Raw genomic sequence first — 17,544 nt, 5'->3', positions numbered from 1 at the left:
GAATATCTGCGCTTTTTATCGAACAATGAAAGTAACCGATTCTGTTATTTTTTCACATTAAATGAAAATGGCGTTTCACCTAATTGAATACCGTGGTTATTTGGATAAATTAAATATTCACCATGGTATTTTACTTTTGATTTATAGTCAGAACGCTTATGTACTATCAAACCGTGCTCAAAAGCCGATTCAACAAACTCATGATGATTACCACGAACATAACACGTCAACGGCTTCACAAGCAGTTGATTTTCAGCATCATCCCCTTCAAAACACGATGCTAATTGCGTCGCACAGATAATCAACGAATGATCACCATCTGAAAACAAAGACGCTTTTTCTAAAATTTCAAAATCTGTCGTTACACACCATTCTTTTTCTTCTAATGACTCACACCACCCCATTACTACTGATTTAGTAATTGGAGTCACGGTGTCAATAGGCGCTAATGCTTGATACAAGCGAGAATAATGTTCAAAACGAACAGGAAGCTCAGTTCCAGTCCCTTTCGTACGGCCTTCTTTTTGCCAAGTCTGCAAATCTTTGACGACACAACGAGAAAAACGCTGTGATTTAATCGCAGTGGTCACCCATCGGATCAAAAAGTGATTTGCACTTACCGGATTTTTCGGTAAGCGTCCACTGTCCTTACTTTCTTGTAAGTCAGTAAGAGCTTCATTAATTACTTTTTGAATTTCTTGATAATAGTGCACTGTGTTTGTCTCATTACTCATTTACGCTTTACGTCCAAAAACAAAATAACAACCAAAAGATAAGATAGAACATGCTGCCATGGAACTCACCATAGGCCAAGCAGAATCAGCAGGAAACATTGCAATACAAGCGCCAACAAGTGACCCCGTACCAAATCTCAATGTGCCCGCTAATGATGATGCGGTTCCCGCCATTTTAGGGTAGTGGCTTAACAATAAGCCCATCGTATTACTGCCAATCGTCGAGATACAACCCACAAACAATACAACAGGAATAACCGTTCCCCATAGACCCCAGTTTAATAGTTGCCCGACCATCATCAGAATGCCAGCAAACAGTTGAATAGAAAGGCCGAACTTAATCATATTATGGGAACCCATTTTTTTAACCATACGACCGTTAATCGCGGTCATAACAATTAAGAAAACAACGTTTAAACCAAATAAATAACCAAAATTAGACACGCTCACACCATAAATATCGATGTAAACAAATGAGCCTGCCGTTAAAAATGAAAACATCCCAGCAAAAGAAAAAGCACCAGAGAAAATCAAACCAAGTGACACTGGGTTTTTAAATAATGAACGGTAATTTCTAAACGACGTCATTAATCTAAAAGGAGAGCGATTCTCTTCTGCCAACGTTTCAGGGATCCGCCAAAGAATTGCAAAAATAGTTAACACGGCAAAAATAGCCAGTAACCAAAAAATTGAACGCCAACCGAACCATACCGCCATGTGTCCACCAATCATCGGCGCGACCAGTGGGGCAATTGTCATGACCAACGTGATGAAAGACATCATGCGGGCAAAATCTTCTTTATTAAACATGTCACGAACAATAGCTTGAATAACCACCGCTGATGCCGCTCCTGCAATCCCTTGTAAAACACGGATATACATTAATGATTCAATACCATCAACCTGTGCACCAATCACCGCACAAATGGCAAAGAGCACCGTACCAATAATTAATACCGGACGGCGACCATAACTGTCAGCCAGTGGCCCATGAATCAGTTGTGCAATCGCAAAGCCGGCCGTATAAGCTGTTAATGTCATCTGAACTGAACCCGCAGATACACCAAGATCCGCCGCAATGCTCGGCATTGCAGGAACATACATATCAATAGCAAGTGGTGTTAGCGCTGAAATAGCACCCAAAATGATGACTAATAAAAGACTTAACTTAGGGGCTTCAGAAAGATCGCTAGCTGAGGATGACATAGGGTTTAGACCAACTAAAAAATAGGGAACAAGAAAGGATTTTTCATGTTATCACGCCCGATTACAACATGCTTTTTATATTCGTTCTCTTTGCAAGAATTTACAAAAAAAGCGGCATGACATTTCTGTCACACCGCTTTTTATACCCACAGATAACTGGGGTGAATTACTTGCTCAAAACCGCTTTTACTTCTTCTGCGGTTAAGTAACGATATTCGCCAGGCTCTAATGAATAATCTAAACCTAAACCGCCAATTTGAGAACGGTGTAAGCCTTCAACTTTATTACCCAACGCAGCAAACATACGTTTAACTTGATGATACTTGCCTTCTTGGATCGTTAATAAAAGCTCGTGCTCTTCTTCATTAACCACTTCCATTGTTGCAGGCATTATTAAACCAGTTTCACTCTTAAGCTGAATGCCTTCCGTTAATTGCTCAGCGTAATAAGCACCAATTGGCTCATCAAGCCATACTCGGTATGTTTTAGGACACTTACGCTTTGGTGATGTGATTTTATGTGACCATTGGCCATCATCAGTAATCAGTACCAACCCTGTCGTATCAACATCAAGGCGACCAGCAAAGTGTAACTTCTCTAGATTCACTTCATCTAAAAGAGTTAATGCCGATGGGTGCGTACTGTCTTCATGTGAACACACGTAACCATCTGGCTTAAATAGCATAATATAACGAGGACCATGGAATTTAAGCTCACGACCATCCCACTCAACGGTCGAATCGTCAGTTACTTTTACTGAAGTCACTTTTGTTTTTACGCCATTAACAGTGACAGTACCACTTTTAACGATTCGAGTAGCTTCGCTACGGGTAGCACCTGTTGTTTCGCACAAAAATTTATCTAAACGCATGAGAACCTCATTTCAATATTCTGCCGCATTATACCCAAACCACTTAAAGATGCGAGCAACCATAAAAAATTAATGCCCTCCAGCCTCGATTGACCCTGGATTCGAATTCGATTTAACAAAAAACATCATAAATGCAGCAAAACCTAAGAAACATGTCATCATGAAAAACACATCGTTGTACGCCATAATTGCCGCGTCTCTTTGCATTGTCAGACTCAATGACGCTTTAGCTTGCAGCATCGCCGTTGCCGGATCACTCCCCTTTGAGACAAACATCGCCGCACTCTGTTGCAAGTGATACCACCCATCTGTACTTACCGTAGTTAAGGTTTCTTTGATATGACCCAAATGTTCGCGGGTTTTGTTATCCAACAGCGTCGCAATAAACGCAATACTAAACGCACCACCCAAGTTACGCAGTACATTGGTAATCGTTGAGGCATCGGCCACTTGATGTTTTTGAATCTCTTCCATCGCAACTAAAGACAGCGGCACCATAATAAATGGGCTACCAATAGCACGCAGCAGCATAGAGAAAATCAATTGATCGCCACCAAAATCATAACTCATGTGTGTGTTTACAAAGCAGCTAATACCGAACATTGCAAAACCAAAAAACACGAGATATTTAGCTTTAATAATCTGAGTTAATTTAGGGACCAATGGGAAAATTAATAACTGAGGAAACCCCATCCACATTAATACTTCACCAATTTCTAACGAGTTATAACCCTGAATTTGGATCATATACATAGGCAACACGTAAATAGACCCCAATAACGCCATCCCTAAAATTAAATAGGCGACACACGACATCGCAAACTGACTTTGTTTAAGTAGCCGCAAATTTACTAACGGGTTTTTATGCTGTAACTCGTTAATCACAAAATAAATTAAGCTAATGGCAGAGATAATCGACAACGTAATAATGAAACTAGAACTGAACCACTCTTCTCTATTCCCTTCTTCTAAAACCACTTCTAAACAACCCAACCCTATCGCCATGGTCGCGATGCCAAACCAATCGGCTTTCAGCAAACTGTCTAATCGTAGCGGTTCATCATCAAGACCATAATTCACCATAAAAATAAGTGCTATCGCAGGGGGAATATTAATATAGAAAATATAATGCCAAGAAAAGTTTTCCGTTAACCAGCCACCCAATGTTGGCCCGATTGATGGTGCAAATGTTGCTGTCACACCAAAGAGAGCCATACCAACCGCTCGTTTATTCAATGGTAATAATTGAACAACAAGAGAAAACGCCAAAGGAATTAATGCGCCACCACTGAAGCCTTGGATCGCACGAAAGACGATCATCGATCCCATGCTCCAAGAGAGTGAGCATAAGACTGACGCCACAGCAAAAATAATGGTGGTCCACGTTAAATAACGACGCTTACCAATCGCGACCGATAGCCAACCACTTAATGGGATAGCGATCATTTCAGCCACAAGGTATGAGGTAGAGATCCATGAACTTTCATCCATGGTGGCCGATAACGCCCCTTGAATGTCTTTTAGTGAAGAGTTGGTGATCTGAATATCCAGAATCGCCATAAACGCACCAAGCAAGCCACCGAACAGAGCTATCCAATGACGTCTTGGGATTTCAGGCTCTATCGGTGTATCCGCTACGTCATTTTGATTTGTGGCTGTTAATTCTTGAGTCATGATTAACCTCGAGTATCAACCGTAGCAACAACAGAAAGCCCAGGAATTAACTGACCATCTAATAAATCAGCATTCAAAATAGTAATTTTAACCGGCACTCGTTGCACAATTTTAGTGAAGTTACCCGTTGCGTTTTCTGGTGGTAATAACGCGAACTTTGCGCCCGTTGCAGGAGAAAAGCTGTCCACAATGCCTTTTAGATGTAGATCCGGGTACGCATCAAGATCCACAAATACTTTCTGTCCTTTATGAATATCGCCTAACTGAGTTTCTTTAAAATTGGCTTCAATCCATACATCAGAAGTAGGAACCAAACTTAGCAACGGCATACCCGCTTGAACAAGCAATCCAACACGTAAGCTACGCTTACCAACAACCCCATCAATCGGTGCGTAAATATTGGTATAAGACAAATTAAGTTCCGTTTGTTTTAACGCTGTTTTGGCTTGATTTAATGCGGCTTCTGCTTGAGCTATTTCACTCTCGATGACGTTGATTTGTTCTTTTGATGCTTGATAATTTGCTTTTGCTGCGTCCACATTCGCTAGCGCCACTTTAAGATGAGACACGTTATTGTCCAATTCATCTTGTGACGAGTAATTCTTTTTGATTAACGCCTTCGTGCGTTTTACTTGTTGTTGAGTACGTTCATATTCTGCTTTAGCTGATTCAATTTCACTGGCGGCTTGGCGAATACGAATGTCCTGTAATTTACGCTCTGCGACTAAGTTTTTAATCGATGCCGCATTAACTAACCTGAATTCTGGATAAAACATGCTTTAAGCGAGGATTAGTTCAAATTCACATTCTGATAGCTTAATTCGTGGCTTTTGTTTTTTTAAACAATAAGCCACAACGCCTGAAATTACATTTAGCATGAAACCAGTCACGCTACGATGACGGCTATGTTCAATTTGAGAGATATTCTTCAATTGGTCATTTATCGTTTCGATAATGTATCTCTTTGATAACATAGCCTTATCAAAAGCACTTATCTCTTTTGCTTTCATGTTTTTTCGCGAGGTAGTCACTAAATCGACATCAGAGTTCTTTAAGCTCTCACTCAACTTTTTACCTATGTACCCTTTATCAGCGTACAATTTCCCCGAGAGTTCTTTGCATAAATCAGGTACAGGAGTCCTATCATTTACATTGCCAGCTGTGATTTTCAGCGAAATAATTTCTCCAAGATGGTTAATCAATAAATGAAGTTTGAAGCCGAAAAACCATCCCATGGTACCTTTTCCTCTTTTCGCAACACCATCAAAGACTTTATGGCGAGGAATTCGAATGTTATGGCATACTTTAAGACTCGTGGAGTCAACAAAAGCAATGCCAGTCGGCTTACCTTTGATAGATTGAAAATAGGCACACATTGGGGCGATTAGGCTAGGCATTTTGCTCACAAATCGAGTGTAGCTAAGTAAATTTGGAAAGTATCCTTTCCAATATTGATGAACTAACCCGATATAGAAGTTCTTGAAATCTCTATGATTTGATTGATGAAAAGCGATGACAATAGTCATACATTCACTAGTAGACATTACTGACTGACGTTTTCTTTTTCTCTCACTAGCCTCAACAAGGTATTTTTCCCATTGAGATAAGAATTGATAACAAAAATCATCGACATCACAAAATATATCAACTAATTTATTCATCTTGCCCACCTTTTAAAATACGTTCAAATAATTCTTGGTCGAAAGATCTGATCGTTAGGTGGGCAATTAGTTCAGCCTTATCCAGAATTCAGGTTAGTTATTGTTTTTACCATGCTTGAAGGGGTAAAAAAACAAGCAGCAGAATCGCGCACGTTTCAATACTTTAAGGAACTAAACCAAAGCAGATGGCTATCTGTTGCAGAATCAGAGCGTAATACAGCTATCGCACAAGAATGTATTCAAATTGCCGCGCTGGGAACCTCTGTTGTTATGGTTATTATTGGTAGTTTGTCGGTATTATCTGGTGAACTAACCACGGGAGGCTTAGCCGCGTGTTCTATTTTATCTGGTCGAGCGGTTGCCCCTATGAGTGCATTAGTGGGGTTACGTTTGAAATACAGCTCGTTTCAAGTGGCTAATAATTCAGTAAAAGATTTATTTAAGAATATAAGCTCAAAAGAAACGGTAACATCGGAAAAACTTCCTGCATTTGAATCTTTAACAGCCAAAAATTATCACATTGAACGTTTTGGTTTTTGTCATCAATTAAGTCTTTCTGTAAATAAAGGCGACATTGTTACTTTCTATGGAGGCGATACTGATCTGTGTAGTCAATTAATGAGTAATTTATCTGGGTTAGAAGCTAAAACAGAGGGGGAATTGCTTTGGAATAATCAAGTATCCACTAGTGATTATTATGACTATAGAAATCAAACGGCGTTTGTGACAAGCCGTCCGATACTTATTTCTGGATCACTCTTAGATAACCTGACGGGGTTTAACGTTAATCAGGTAAAAGAGGTATTGCCATTAATTAAGGCGCTGGGTTTGGATAATGTTATTTCTGAATTACCTAACGGTTTAGAAACCAAAGTTGGTTTTCAGCTAGGTGAGCAGTTAAGTCAAGGCGGTGTGAAATTGGTATCCTTAGTCTGTCAATTAGCAAAGCCGGTGCCGCTGTTATTTTTAGATAAACCAGAGATTGCATTAGATATTGAATCAGTAACTCGATTAGCAAAAGTTCTTTCAATTTTATCAAGTAATGGAAAGACCATTATTTTAAATACTGACCATCCGCTCTTGGTTGAGCTATCGAAAACGCAAGCAGAACTTATACCATTACAAGGAGAAGGTTAATGGATAAGAATTATCAATCGCAGGTCATTAATTTATTGATGGCGATGGATGTAAATACCAATGTTCATGCTTTTAGCCAAGAATGGATCGCATCAAATCGACTTGAAAGTATGGATGATGTTTTTACATTATTGGACAGGTTAGGTATTGCATATACAGTGCACCCTTATACTAAAAAACTCGCTTCAAAATCGCATTTAGCGGCATTGTATATTACGGATGATGACATTGAAGTTTGTCGATTTTTATTAAATGACTTTCAAATCTACCAACAAGGAGAATTTGAAAGTAACTCATTACCTCGTCACGCTATCTCATCTGTTGTCGTTCTTATTCATGAACAACCTAGAGAGAGAAATTCCACCGATTGGGTTGGCGAACGGATAGATAAATTTAAATCATTATTACCGATGCTGCTGTGTATTAGTTTTTTTGCTAATGTGTTTGCGTTGGCCATCCCTTTTATTACGATGTCTATTTATGATCATGTCATTGGTGGGGATGCTGGCCATGAACTTGTCGGTATTGCAATTGGGGCTGCATTGTTATTTACGATGATGCTGTTATTAAAAGTGATACGAAGCCAATTGTTAACCACCATCTCAAACCGCATTAGCCGAGAAATCTCAGAAAAGGTGCTATACCGAATATTTAGTTCTTCATTATTAGTGAACCGTTCGGTGTCATCGTCAGCATTAATGTCACGGTTAACGACGGCAGAGAGTTTTAAGGGATTGCTTCAAGGCCCTCTTGGAGGAGCATTGTTTGACCTTCCTTTTGTTTTCCTTTTTATTATTGCGATTGGTTTTTTAGGCGGATGGCTAGTTCTTGTGCCTGTTTTTCACTTTTTTGCTATTACGGGTTAGCTCATCATAGTCAAAAAAAATTGATGAGATCATCCCATCAAACAACGATATCTGGAACGAATCGTTATTCTTTATTATTTGAATTAAACAGTAAATTGGCTTTTTTACGTAGTGCAAATATGAGTGAGTTTTGGATAAAACGATTTGAAAAAGCCAATGTATTAGCGGCCAAAAATAGTTTTTTTCACAGCAGTCATCAAGCCAAATATACCTCTATTTATTATGCGTTAGGTTTGCTTAGTACATTGGCGGTAATCGCTCTTGGTATTGGTCTTATCTTTAATCAAGCGATGACGGCAGGGGGATTGATTGCAACCATGATGCTGATCTCTCGCGTGACAGGACCAGCCCAAATGCTTGCGAATAGTGGATCTCGTTTTACGCAAATAAAGCAAGCTAGGTTGCAAATTAATCAGTCAATTAGTCAAAAAATAGAAGGTGATTTTTCATTTCAGCATCACTCTTTATCGTCGGAGAAGCCGACTATTGAGTTAGAACAAATTACGCTGCGTTTTCCTCAACAAATGAAACCTGCGCTCTCTGGTATTTCATTGAAAATAGAACCAGGGCAAGTTGTCGTCATTACTGGACTAATGGCTAGTGGAAAAACGGCGTTGCTAGAATTGCTTGCGGGGTTAAACCAACCACAGAGTGGGGTAATTAAGGTGAATGGGCATAATTTATCGCAATACGATCCTCAAATATACCGTCAGTGGTTGGGATACTATTCGGCAAAGCCTGAGCTTTTACTGTTAACTATTCGCGAGTTTGTTAGTGATAATCGAAACCTTGCTGATAATTTTATTATTGATGCGATTGAGCAGGTTGGCGGGAAAGCATGGTTTAATTCGTTATCTCATGGTTTAGATACTCAATTGAATGAGTCGATTGTGGCGAGTATTTCTCATGCTTTATCTGGGTATGAAGCCAAAGTATTGTCGCAAGCAAAATTGTATATTCATGAGTACCCGTTTTATTTATTGGATAATCCGGTCATGGATGTCGCCTCGCGTGACTTGTTTCAACAGTGGTTATCTCAACGCAAAGGAAGATCGACCATTGTGTTTTCATCACATGATCCTGAATTAATTAAATTAGCAGACCAAGTGATTATTCTTGATGGAGGGTCACTCGTATACGCAGGACCGTTACCGGATAATTCAAAGACAGAGATAGCAATGGAGGCCTCTCTATGAACAAGCAAAATGTGGATGTTGTTGAATCAAAAGTGACGGCTCGTTTATTGTCATTGAGTACTTATTTTATTGCCGTTTGTTTAGTTCTATTTATAGCATGGTCGGTATTCACTAAAGTGGATGAAATTGCTAAAGCTAAAGGTGCAGTTATTCCTGAAGGAGAGCGCCAAATCATTCAAAGTGAAACGGGAGGTCGACTTAAATCAATTTTGGTTTCTGAAGGGGAGTTGGTTGAAAAAGGTCAGACATTAGTTGAGTTTGATTCTAAATTTCAGAATACCGCATTAGATGAATTGAATGCACAAAGAGCAGCGTTAGAATTAACGATTGAGCGTTTAAATTCATTGGTAGAAATTCGTGACCCTGATTTCTCACAATACGCTGATTTTTACCCTCGACAGGTTTCACAGCAGTTAAAACAACTTGCCGCAGAGAAGGAGTTATTTTTTCAAAAACGCAGTGCTGTGATTAAAGAGCAAGCTCAGGTCGCTGCGGAATTGGAGGGGTTACAAACAGAGTTACCTGCTTATCAACGTCAATTAAATGCGACTAGTCAAGAATTAGATATATTGATGAAGGGACAAAAAGCAGGGAATATTTCTAAATTGCGCGTCTTAGAAATGAAGCAAAAGTTGGCTTCGATCGAAAAAGAGATCCAACAAGCAAAGAGTCAAGAGAATGTGTTAAAGCGTAAAGCGGAAACCGTGGGCGCTCAGTTAAAACAGATAGGGGCAGAAGCGAGAGTTCAAGCCAATATTGAACGCTCTAAAGCAGAAGCGGATTTAAGTGGATTAAGAGCTCGTATTCGTTCTGGTAAAGAAAAAGTATTAGATACTGTAGTTAAATCGTAAGCGTGCGGGGAACTACACCTAACAAATAAAATTCATTATGCGTATCTTACGATCTTTCATTTAACGAGAACGTAATTATGCAAAAAGATAAAAAGAGAACACCAGAGCAATGGCACGCTCTATTTGAATCTCAGCAATCTAGCAAGCTTAGTGCCGCTGAATTTTGTCGTAACCATAATATTCTGCCAAAGACATTTAGTGCACGTAAAGCACGATGGAAACAAAAGATTAACGCTTCTACTTTCTTGAAAGTAGAAGCGTTAACATCAACTATCATCGCCACTCCACAATTACCAGATATTCAACTTTCTATCGGAAAATTGCGATTAACATTGCCAGCTAATACTGAACCTCACTGGATAGGACTCTTATTAAAAGGGTATCAATCATGAATGTATTTACTGATGTTTCCACCATTTATCTTCATCGTGATTTTGTCGATTTTCGCAAGGCCATTAATGGCCTTGTCGTGATTGTTGAGCAAGAAATGCAACTATCACCGTTTAGTGATGCTCTATTTATATTTTGCAATAAGCCTCGTGATAAACTCAAAATATTGTATTGGGATAAAACAGGATTCGCTTTATGGTACAAGCGATTAGATGAAGACCGCTTCAAATGGCCACGAAATATAAATAACGATACGTTAGCATTATCAGAGCAGCAACTGACACTGCTATTACAAGGTTTTGATATCTTAGGACATCAACCAGTACATTATCAAACAACCCTTTAAATAGTTGATTCTCAGTCAAGAATAGGAGGCAACCGATTGATTACCTGTATTATCGTTATATAGTCATCTACATGACTGATAAAATAAAACCACTTCCTGATACCATTGACGAGCTGAAAGCACTTGTGCTTCAGCTTGAAAATAAATATAACCGTCTTCTAGAGCAATTTCGACTGGCTCAACATCAGCGCTTTGGTAAAAGCAGTGAATCTGACTCGACTCAATTTGATTTATTCAATGAAACAGAAGAAGAAATCATCATTGAAAATGATGACACACAAACGATTACCTACACTCGTCAAAAGCCAAAACGCCAACGCTTACCTGAAGACTTACCGCGTACTGTTATTATCACGACATAAAAGATAAAACTTGTAAGTGTTGCGGTCTAGAGATGCATGCGATGGGTAAAGACATCAGTGAAAAGTTGGAATTTGTACCAGCTAAAGTGGAAGTTATTCAACATGTTCGTCCTAAATATGCTTGCCGAAATTGTGAAAAAAACAATACTTCAGTAGACATTAAACAAGCCCCAATGCCAGCGTCACCAATCCCTAAAGGGATTGCGACCGCAAGTTTACTTGCTCAAATTATTACGGCTAAATTTCAATACAGTCTTCCACTTTATCGTCAAGAAACGTTATTTCAGCAATGGGGTATCATTATTGGACGGCGAACGATGGCGGATTGGTTAATAAAATGCTCGGTACTATTTACCCCTCTTAATAACGAGTTACATCGTATTTTGCTTGAACAACCCACTCTGCATTGTGATGAAACAACGGTAAATGTGTTGGATGTTGAAAAAGCAAAATGTTATATGTGGGTCTACTGCTCTGGCTATGATTCTCCAGGCTCTGGTGTTTTGCCTGGAATTGTACTTTATGATTATCAATCTAGCAGGCATGGCTACCATCCAGTTAACTTTTTAAAAGGTTATAACGGGTATTTACATACCGATGGTTACCAAGGTTATGAACAAACTGAAGCGATTTTAGTTGGCTGTTGGGCACACGCACGTCGACGATTTATTGAGGCTCAACGTGTTCAAGTAAAAGGGAAAACAGGGAGTGCAGATTGGGTATTGAGTAAAATCCAAAAGCTATACCGGATCGAATCGTTATTAAAAGAGGCTTCCCCTGAAGCCAAGTATGTTGCTAGGCAGACAGAAGCCCGCGATTTACTTAAAGAGCTCCGTGATTGGCTTGATAGCGCAGTTAGTCGAGTATCACCTAAAACAAAATTAGGTGAGGCGATTAGCTATACATTAAATCAATGGGATAAATTAGTTCGTTATATTGATGATGGATTGTTATCTATTGATAACAATCGAGCAGAGCGAGCGGTTAAACCGTTTGTTATCGGCCGGAAAAACTGGTTATTTTCGGGTTCAACGGCTGGTGCAGATTCAAGTGCAATGCTTTACAGCATTGTAGAAACAGCAAAGGCAAACGGATTAATCCCTTACGATTATATTAGGTATTGTCTAGATCGTTTATGTGTTGGATCGCCAGATATCGATTCACTTTTACCTTGGAATGTAAAAGACAAGGTGTAGTTCCCCGCACGCTTACAGATGTACTACCATCCTTATTATTAATAAAATTCACAGAACCAGTTAAATCAGCATTTATATCTCGGTATAAATCCCCAACGCCATAAATTACATCCAGGCCACCACCAAAGCTTAAATGTTCGTTGATACGATAAGCGATACTAAATCCTAAATTCATACTTTTTACGCTAGTCTTACCACCAAAAATAGCTGCTCCATAGTTATCATCAAATTCAGTACCGGTACCAAAGTTAGAATATGCAGCCACACCAACAGCAAACTTTTCATTAATGGGGTGGATATAATAAAAATTCGGCACTATCGCTGTTTCTGCAATACCATCTACATCAGTTAAAGAGGTAGATGTCTGTGAGAAATTTGAATTTTTTAACGTATACCCTGTGGGTATATTCATACCAAGAACATGCTTATAATTTATATCTGCTTGAACATTCCCTGACATACTATGATACTTCGCATTCTTAACACTCACATCCGGCTTAACCATGGTCATACCCATAGAAAACGCGTCTTTATCAAACATCATCATTGCCGCGGCGTTTCGACTTAATACTGATGCGTTATCAGCAATAACCGCTTCACCTGCGAATGCTCGACCTAAGCCGGTTGCTGAATGTTCGTTAATTTGGAAGCCACCAGCAACAGATGTGGTGCTCGAGAGAAGAAAACTTGCTACTAACAGTATGCGAGAAAAGGTTGTGTTCATCATTTACTTCATATCCACGAGTAATGGCTAAAATATTCGAACTCTTTTAATAAAAGAATGTCTTAGCATTTCGGCTCTCTTTTTTGTAGTGCGCCGAGTGTATGGATATGGATCAATGCCAGAAATCTGACCAGTGATTTTTTGACGTTTATTTAAACTCCCTCTGACAATGGTTAATTCTATTTGAAGATTTTGTAACCATAAGAAAGCGCCTAATTGTAATCTTTTGTTACATTATGGAGTAATAACTCTACTCATTATCCGTTTTTTCTACATTTATTGTGCCCATAGAGCGTGCAAGCAAGGTACACTAATGACACTTAATTTTATGAAACAATTTACTATGTTATTTTCATTTTCACCTAAAAACCGTATTTACGAACTCGTTGCTTTCTTTCTGTTTATTGCAGCGATGCTGTTGGTTATTTTGATTATTCCAACACCCAATTTATTTGACCCAATGTCAGAGATAGCAAATAGTCTTCTTAGCTTGTTAAGTCGTTCTGCCGGTCATCCTCTTTTTATCGTCACTTCGGCAATACTTTGTTGCTTACCTATTATTAAGCGCATGCCTTTCAAGAAGATATTGTCCCTCTATCTTCAATTTGCCATCTTATTAGTACTTAGCTTAATACTTAAAACCAGTGTTAAAGCCATCACTGAGATCCCTCGTCCTTTTACTCAAGCATTAACACAAGTCAGTGTCGTTGAAAGCCCTGATGCGTTTTACTTATTAAAAGAACAAGATAAACAAGATATGATCTCAATGGTTGAAACGCTTGTTAGCCCAGCTCGTATTGATCAATGGCGTCAAGGTACGAATTATTCATTCCCATCGGGTCATACTATTTTTGCCGCTATCTGTGTTTTATTCTGGGGTGGCTTTTTACTTCGTCATAAGCACTATGTACTAACTGCGGCAGTGATCAGCTGGGGAGTTGGTGTCGGTTTAAGTCGCTTATGGCTTGGAATGCATTGGCCAACAGATCTCATGGCGTCCATCATCAGCGCATCGATTTTGATTCTTTGTGTGCCAACAATAAATTTAGAAAAAGAACCCATCGACAAAAACTAAGATTCTATTTCGCAAAGAATGTTCCACACTTTCTCTCCTGCGGGATGCAATCTCGCTTGATAGCGATAAGCATAGTATTCAATTGGAAGTCGTAATGATTGCTCGCCAATGATTGCAACTTTTTTTTGTTTCAATTCCTTCTCAATACTATAAGCAGGAAGCCAAGCAATGCCTTGTTTATCAAGTACTAGCATCTTCAACATATCTGTCATTGACGATGAAAATACGGGTTTCAATAAAACCTCATCTTTTACAGTTTCAACTTGTCTTCCCATATATGAAGTAGAACTATAAGCAAGCCATGGAACTACATTTTTATTATCAAATTGATAAATAGGAGCCCCATTATCGTCACATGCGCTCACAGGTAAAAGCTCTGTTTTTGCAATTAGTAATGATTGGTATGGCGGTAACCTTAAAATATCATCATCAAACGCCAGTAGAATGTCGCACGCTCCATCTCTTAGCTCTTTAGTCGCTTGGTCAACATCAATAGCTTCAATACTTAATATAGGTTTGTAATTACCTTCGGGTAATATTTTTTGAATCTTAGGAATTAGATGGGTTGCTAATGAATGCGCCGCTGCAACTTGAACAACATTCCCTCCAAGTTGAGATAAGTCTGAAATTTGGTCAATACCTGTCACAATTTGATTCACCAATGTCCTAGCGGTCACTCGAAATAACTTACCGCTAGGAGTTAGGCCAATAGGCTTACTTTTTCGATTTATTAATTCAGCACCTATTGTCTCTTCTAATAAACGGATCCTACGGCTAAATGCCGGCTGGGTTACATTTCTAAGTATGGCTGCTTGTGAAAAATTTCTAACTTTAGCCAATACTAAAAAATCTTCTAACCATTTACTTTCTATGTTCATGTCATTTTCTCATCGCAAACTTATAAGGGCAAATATCACTATTCCTAAAGTGTATTATTGCTATTTATTGAATCTTTATATGCTAGATAACGCTAATAAATTGCGATTAATTAAAATAATTAGCACTTAAAAGTATATAAAACAAACAAAAAGCAGACTTACTGAGAGATATTTCTGATTTTCATCATTTTAACTATGCCTATTTGACATACAAGTACAACTCTTAGCATTTAACAACCTTCAGCCTAACTGACATGATTTATTCAGCTTATTCATCATTGATGATGAATAAAAAATTTAATTATTTAGTCTGAAATAGGATGTTGTATGTCGATAATTATCGAAATATCTGTTGTTTTAATCTGTATATACTGGGGCTTAAAAATGGGAGGCCTTGGTGTTGGTTTAGCGGGTGGACTTGGGCTCGCGATACTCACTCTTGGATTAGGTCTTGAACCTAGTGCTCCTGCTATCGATGTTATTTTGATCATCATGTCAGTAGTAACAGCAGCATCAACAATGCAAGCGGCCGGAGGTATGGATTGGTTGGTGCATCATGCCGGAAACTTAATGCGCCGCCACCCAAAATATATCAACGTATTAGCGCCTATGATCACTTGGTGTATGACGATTATGGCTGGTACTGGTTACACTGTTTTTTCTACACTTCCTGTTATAGCAGAGGTTGCAAAAGAGATAGGGGAACGTCCATCAAGACCACTGTCAGCTGCAGTTGTTGCATCCCAAGTTGCTATTTCTGGCTCACCAATTTCAGCAGCAATGGCCGCTATGATTTCAATAATGGAACCTGCTGGCGTTAGTTTTTTACAAATAATGGCGATTTGTTTACCTGCCTCTTTTATTGCCGCAATGGTTGCTGCTTTTGTTGCTTCTCGCCAAGGCTGTGAGTTAAAAGATGATGTGATATATCAACAAATTCAAAAAAATAACAAGCAACAAACAACGAAAAAATCAGAAGCTATCGATCCAAAAGCAAAATATTCGGTCATCTTCTTTGCATTAGCAACGTGTGCCATTGTTATTTATGCGGCGATTCCATCACTTCGCCCCGCCTTTCCAAGTGGTAATATTATGTCAACACGAGACATCATTATTGTCAGTATGTTTGCAGCGGCCTGTTTGATGGTACCAATGTGTAACATTCACCCTGACCGCATTATCCGTACCACCACATTCCGTTCAGGCATGAGCTCTGTTGCCGTGATATTAGGTATTGTGACTATGGGATCAACCGTTGTTAATGCACACCTTCCTGAAATAAAAGAATTTGCAGGGTCTCTTCTTCATTCTTATCCAATGCTGTTATCTCTTGTTCTTTTTGGTACTTGTACGCTTCTAATGTCACAAGGAGCAACCACTCCATTAATTGTTCCGTTAGCACTGAGTTTAAACGTTCCTCATTGGGCAATCTTGGCATCATTTGTTGCCGTTACGGGTGTTTTTGTTCTGCCTACTTATCCTACATCTCTTGCTGCCATTGAGTTTGACTCAACAGGATCTACACACATGGGAAAAAACATTTTCGACCATCCATTCATGCTACCCGGCTTAACAGGGGTGGTTGTCGCCATTGGATTCGGATTCTTACTTGCTCCTATCGTTCTTTAAGTCTCATAAATACATATATTAAAGGAATCATATTATGAATAAAAAATTAGGTATTTTAGGTGGCATGGGGCCATTGGCAACGGTTGAATTTATGATGAAAATTATCACTCAAACGCCAGCACATAATGACCAAGAACACATCCCAATGGTTGTGAGTAGTGTTCCACAGATCCCAGATAGAACGGCATTTATCATGGGTCACGGCACTGACCCTTACCCAGAGCTAAAACACAGTTTTGATCAATTAGAGCAATCTGGTGCAGAGTGTATTGTTATTCCATGCAATACCGCGCATTACTGGTATCCGCAATTGAGTGCAACAAGCCATGTTCATACCATTAGTATTATTGATAGCGTTGTACAAGAAACTCAATTACGTAAGCATAAAATCGTAGGCTTATTAGCAACAACGGCAACAATGAAAACCAAGATGTACCAACAAAAACTCAACCAATATAATATTGATGTGATTGAAACTGACGATTTACAACAACAAGCAGTAATGGCAGGAATTTACGAAGTAAAAGCAGGTAATGTAGAGAAAGGGAAAGCGATGATGTTACCTGTTTTTGAAGATATGCTAGCCCAAGGCGCAGAAGCGGTTATTTTTGGTTGTACTGAAATTCCAGTCGCATTGGCTGAACAAAATATGAATTCACCCAAGCAGTGCTTAGACTCACTAGAAATATTAGCAAAATATTGTGTTGAATGGTCTTATGAAGCAGAGCACACCGCACTAACAAGCTAA

16 protein-coding genes and 2 pseudogenes are annotated in these 17,544 nt (G+C 39.0%); 10 read left to right on the top strand and 8 right to left on the bottom strand.

Annotation, left to right across the window (positions count from 1 at the left end):
- Positions 1-44 precede the first annotated feature (44 nt).
- The 6 genes and pseudogenes from VSAL_RS10635 to VSAL_RS10610 form a co-directional block, all read right to left on the bottom strand.
- Positions 45-734 (bottom strand): DUF2913 family protein, encoded by a 690-nt coding sequence (locus VSAL_RS10635; RefSeq protein WP_012550568.1) that lies wholly within the window; start codon positions 732-734, stop codon positions 45-47.
- A complete protein-coding gene (locus VSAL_RS10630; RefSeq protein WP_012550567.1) occupies positions 735-1,940 on the bottom strand; it encodes a Bcr/CflA family multidrug efflux MFS transporter in 1,206 nt (401 codons plus the stop codon).
- A 166-nt stretch (positions 1,941-2,106) separates the two neighbouring features.
- The gene (gene rsuA, locus VSAL_RS10625) at positions 2,107-2,811 is read right to left on the bottom strand and encodes a 16S rRNA pseudouridine(516) synthase RsuA (RefSeq protein ID WP_012550566.1); all 705 of its coding nucleotides are present in this window, start codon (positions 2,809-2,811) and stop codon (positions 2,107-2,109) included.
- Positions 2,812-2,880: 69 nt separating this feature from the next.
- Positions 2,881-4,485 (bottom strand): DHA2 family efflux MFS transporter permease subunit, encoded by a 1,605-nt coding sequence (locus VSAL_RS10620; protein WP_012550565.1) that lies wholly within the window; start codon positions 4,483-4,485, stop codon positions 2,881-2,883.
- 2 nt (positions 4,486-4,487) lie between these two features.
- Positions 4,488-5,237, bottom strand: a pseudogene (locus tag VSAL_RS10615) (HlyD family secretion protein); the annotation flags it as partial.
- A gap of 27 nt (positions 5,238-5,264) precedes the next feature.
- Positions 5,265-6,146 carry an IS982-like element ISVsa6 family transposase gene (locus VSAL_RS10610; protein ID WP_012548944.1) on the bottom strand — a complete coding sequence of 294 codons (882 nt, stop codon included), beginning with the start codon at positions 6,144-6,146 and terminating at the stop codon, positions 5,265-5,267.
- A gap of 111 nt (positions 6,147-6,257) precedes the next feature.
- On the opposite strand from VSAL_RS10610, the gene VSAL_RS10605 reads away from it, so the two are divergent.
- The 7 genes and pseudogenes from VSAL_RS10605 (at position 6,258) to VSAL_RS10580 (ending at position 12,490) form a co-directional block, all read left to right on the top strand.
- Positions 6,258-7,283, top strand: coding sequence for an ATP-binding cassette domain-containing protein (locus VSAL_RS10605; RefSeq protein WP_231850838.1), 1,026 nt, complete (start codon positions 6,258-6,260; stop codon positions 7,281-7,283).
- Entirely contained in the window at positions 7,283-8,149 is an 867-nt protein-coding gene (locus tag VSAL_RS23900) for an ABC transporter transmembrane domain-containing protein (protein WP_231850837.1), read from the top strand. The genes VSAL_RS10605 and VSAL_RS23900 overlap by 1 nt, the downstream gene beginning before the upstream one ends.
- A 23-nt stretch (positions 8,150-8,172) precedes the next feature.
- Positions 8,173-9,345: an ATP-binding cassette domain-containing protein gene (locus VSAL_RS23895; protein ID WP_231850919.1), complete on the top strand. Its 1,173-nt coding sequence runs from the start codon at positions 8,173-8,175 to the stop codon at positions 9,343-9,345.
- Entirely contained in the window at positions 9,342-10,196 is an 855-nt protein-coding gene (locus tag VSAL_RS10595) for a putative HlyD family type I secretion protein (protein WP_044583470.1), read from the top strand. Before VSAL_RS23895 ends, VSAL_RS10595 begins: the two co-directional genes overlap by 4 nt.
- Before the next feature lie 77 nt (positions 10,197-10,273).
- Entirely contained in the window at positions 10,274-10,588 is a 315-nt protein-coding gene (tnpA, locus tag VSAL_RS10590; RefSeq protein WP_012548925.1) for an IS66 family insertion sequence element accessory protein TnpA, read from the top strand.
- Positions 10,585-10,932 carry an IS66 family insertion sequence element accessory protein TnpB gene (gene tnpB / locus VSAL_RS10585; protein ID WP_012548924.1) on the top strand — a complete coding sequence of 116 codons (348 nt, stop codon included), beginning with the start codon at positions 10,585-10,587 and terminating at the stop codon, positions 10,930-10,932. Before tnpA ends, tnpB begins: the two co-directional genes overlap by 4 nt.
- 71 nt (positions 10,933-11,003) lie before the next feature.
- Positions 11,004-12,490 (top strand): annotated as a pseudogene (locus tag VSAL_RS10580) (IS66-like element ISVsa2 family transposase).
- On the opposite strand, the gene VSAL_RS10575 reads toward VSAL_RS10580, so the two are convergent.
- A complete protein-coding gene (locus tag VSAL_RS10575; protein ID WP_231850836.1) occupies positions 12,408-13,217 on the bottom strand; it encodes an outer membrane protein transport protein in 810 nt (269 codons plus the stop codon). The pseudogene VSAL_RS10580 and the gene VSAL_RS10575 overlap by 83 nt on opposite strands.
- A gap of 310 nt (positions 13,218-13,527) precedes the next feature.
- Between VSAL_RS10575 and VSAL_RS10570 the strand changes: the two genes are divergently transcribed.
- Complete coding sequence (locus VSAL_RS10570; protein WP_012550564.1) at positions 13,528-14,289, top strand: phosphatase PAP2 family protein; 762 nt, start codon at positions 13,528-13,530, stop codon at positions 14,287-14,289.
- Here the strand turns inward: VSAL_RS10570 and VSAL_RS10565 are convergent.
- Complete coding sequence (locus VSAL_RS10565) at positions 14,286-15,167, bottom strand: LysR family transcriptional regulator (RefSeq protein WP_012550563.1); 882 nt, start codon at positions 15,165-15,167, stop codon at positions 14,286-14,288. The two genes, VSAL_RS10570 and VSAL_RS10565, sit on opposite strands and share 4 nt — an antisense overlap.
- A gap of 327 nt (positions 15,168-15,494) precedes the next feature.
- Between VSAL_RS10565 and VSAL_RS10560 the strand changes: the two genes are divergently transcribed.
- Positions 15,495-16,796 (top strand): anaerobic C4-dicarboxylate transporter, encoded by a 1,302-nt coding sequence (locus tag VSAL_RS10560; RefSeq protein ID WP_012550562.1) that lies wholly within the window; start codon positions 15,495-15,497, stop codon positions 16,794-16,796.
- 34 nt (positions 16,797-16,830) lie between these two features.
- The gene (gene cuyB, locus VSAL_RS10555; RefSeq protein WP_012550561.1) at positions 16,831-17,544 is read left to right on the top strand and encodes a cysteate racemase; all 714 of its coding nucleotides are present in this window, start codon (positions 16,831-16,833) and stop codon (positions 17,542-17,544) included.

It is taken from the genome of Aliivibrio salmonicida LFI1238, assembly GCF_000196495.1.
Taxonomy (GTDB): domain Bacteria; phylum Pseudomonadota; class Gammaproteobacteria; order Enterobacterales; family Vibrionaceae; genus Aliivibrio; species Aliivibrio salmonicida.
The sequence above is the reverse complement of the archived record's forward strand: the minus strand, read 5'-3'. Positions and strand labels throughout refer to the sequence as shown.

Coding starts and splice junctions, on each gene's coding strand:
- VSAL_RS10635 (WP_012550568.1), bottom strand. CDS start 734: ATGAGTAATGAGACAAACACAGTGCACTATTATCAAGAAATTCAAAAA.
- VSAL_RS10610 (WP_012548944.1), bottom strand. CDS start 6,146: ATGAATAAATTAGTTGATATATTTTGTGATGTCGATGATTTTTGTTAT.
- VSAL_RS23900 (WP_231850837.1), top strand. CDS start 7,283: ATGGATAAGAATTATCAATCGCAGGTCATTAATTTATTGATGGCGATG.
- VSAL_RS10565 (WP_012550563.1), bottom strand. CDS start 15,167: ATGAACATAGAAAGTAAATGGTTAGAAGATTTTTTAGTATTGGCTAAA.
- VSAL_RS23895 (WP_231850919.1), top strand. CDS start 8,173: ATGAGATCATCCCATCAAACAACGATATCTGGAACGAATCGTTATTCT.
- tnpB (WP_012548924.1), top strand. CDS start 10,585: ATGAATGTATTTACTGATGTTTCCACCATTTATCTTCATCGTGATTTT.
- tnpA (WP_012548925.1), top strand. CDS start 10,274: ATGCAAAAAGATAAAAAGAGAACACCAGAGCAATGGCACGCTCTATTT.
- VSAL_RS10570 (WP_012550564.1), top strand. CDS start 13,528: ATGACACTTAATTTTATGAAACAATTTACTATGTTATTTTCATTTTCA.
- VSAL_RS10595 (WP_044583470.1), top strand. CDS start 9,342: ATGAACAAGCAAAATGTGGATGTTGTTGAATCAAAAGTGACGGCTCGT.
- VSAL_RS10560 (WP_012550562.1), top strand. CDS start 15,495: ATGTCGATAATTATCGAAATATCTGTTGTTTTAATCTGTATATACTGG.
- cuyB (WP_012550561.1), top strand. CDS start 16,831: ATGAATAAAAAATTAGGTATTTTAGGTGGCATGGGGCCATTGGCAACG.
- VSAL_RS10575 (WP_231850836.1), bottom strand. CDS start 13,217: ATGATGAACACAACCTTTTCTCGCATACTGTTAGTAGCAAGTTTTCTT.
- VSAL_RS10605 (WP_231850838.1), top strand. CDS start 6,258: ATGCTTGAAGGGGTAAAAAAACAAGCAGCAGAATCGCGCACGTTTCAA.
- VSAL_RS10630 (WP_012550567.1), bottom strand. CDS start 1,940: ATGTCATCCTCAGCTAGCGATCTTTCTGAAGCCCCTAAGTTAAGTCTT.
- rsuA (WP_012550566.1), bottom strand. CDS start 2,811: ATGCGTTTAGATAAATTTTTGTGCGAAACAACAGGTGCTACCCGTAGC.
- VSAL_RS10620 (WP_012550565.1), bottom strand. CDS start 4,485: ATGACTCAAGAATTAACAGCCACAAATCAAAATGACGTAGCGGATACA.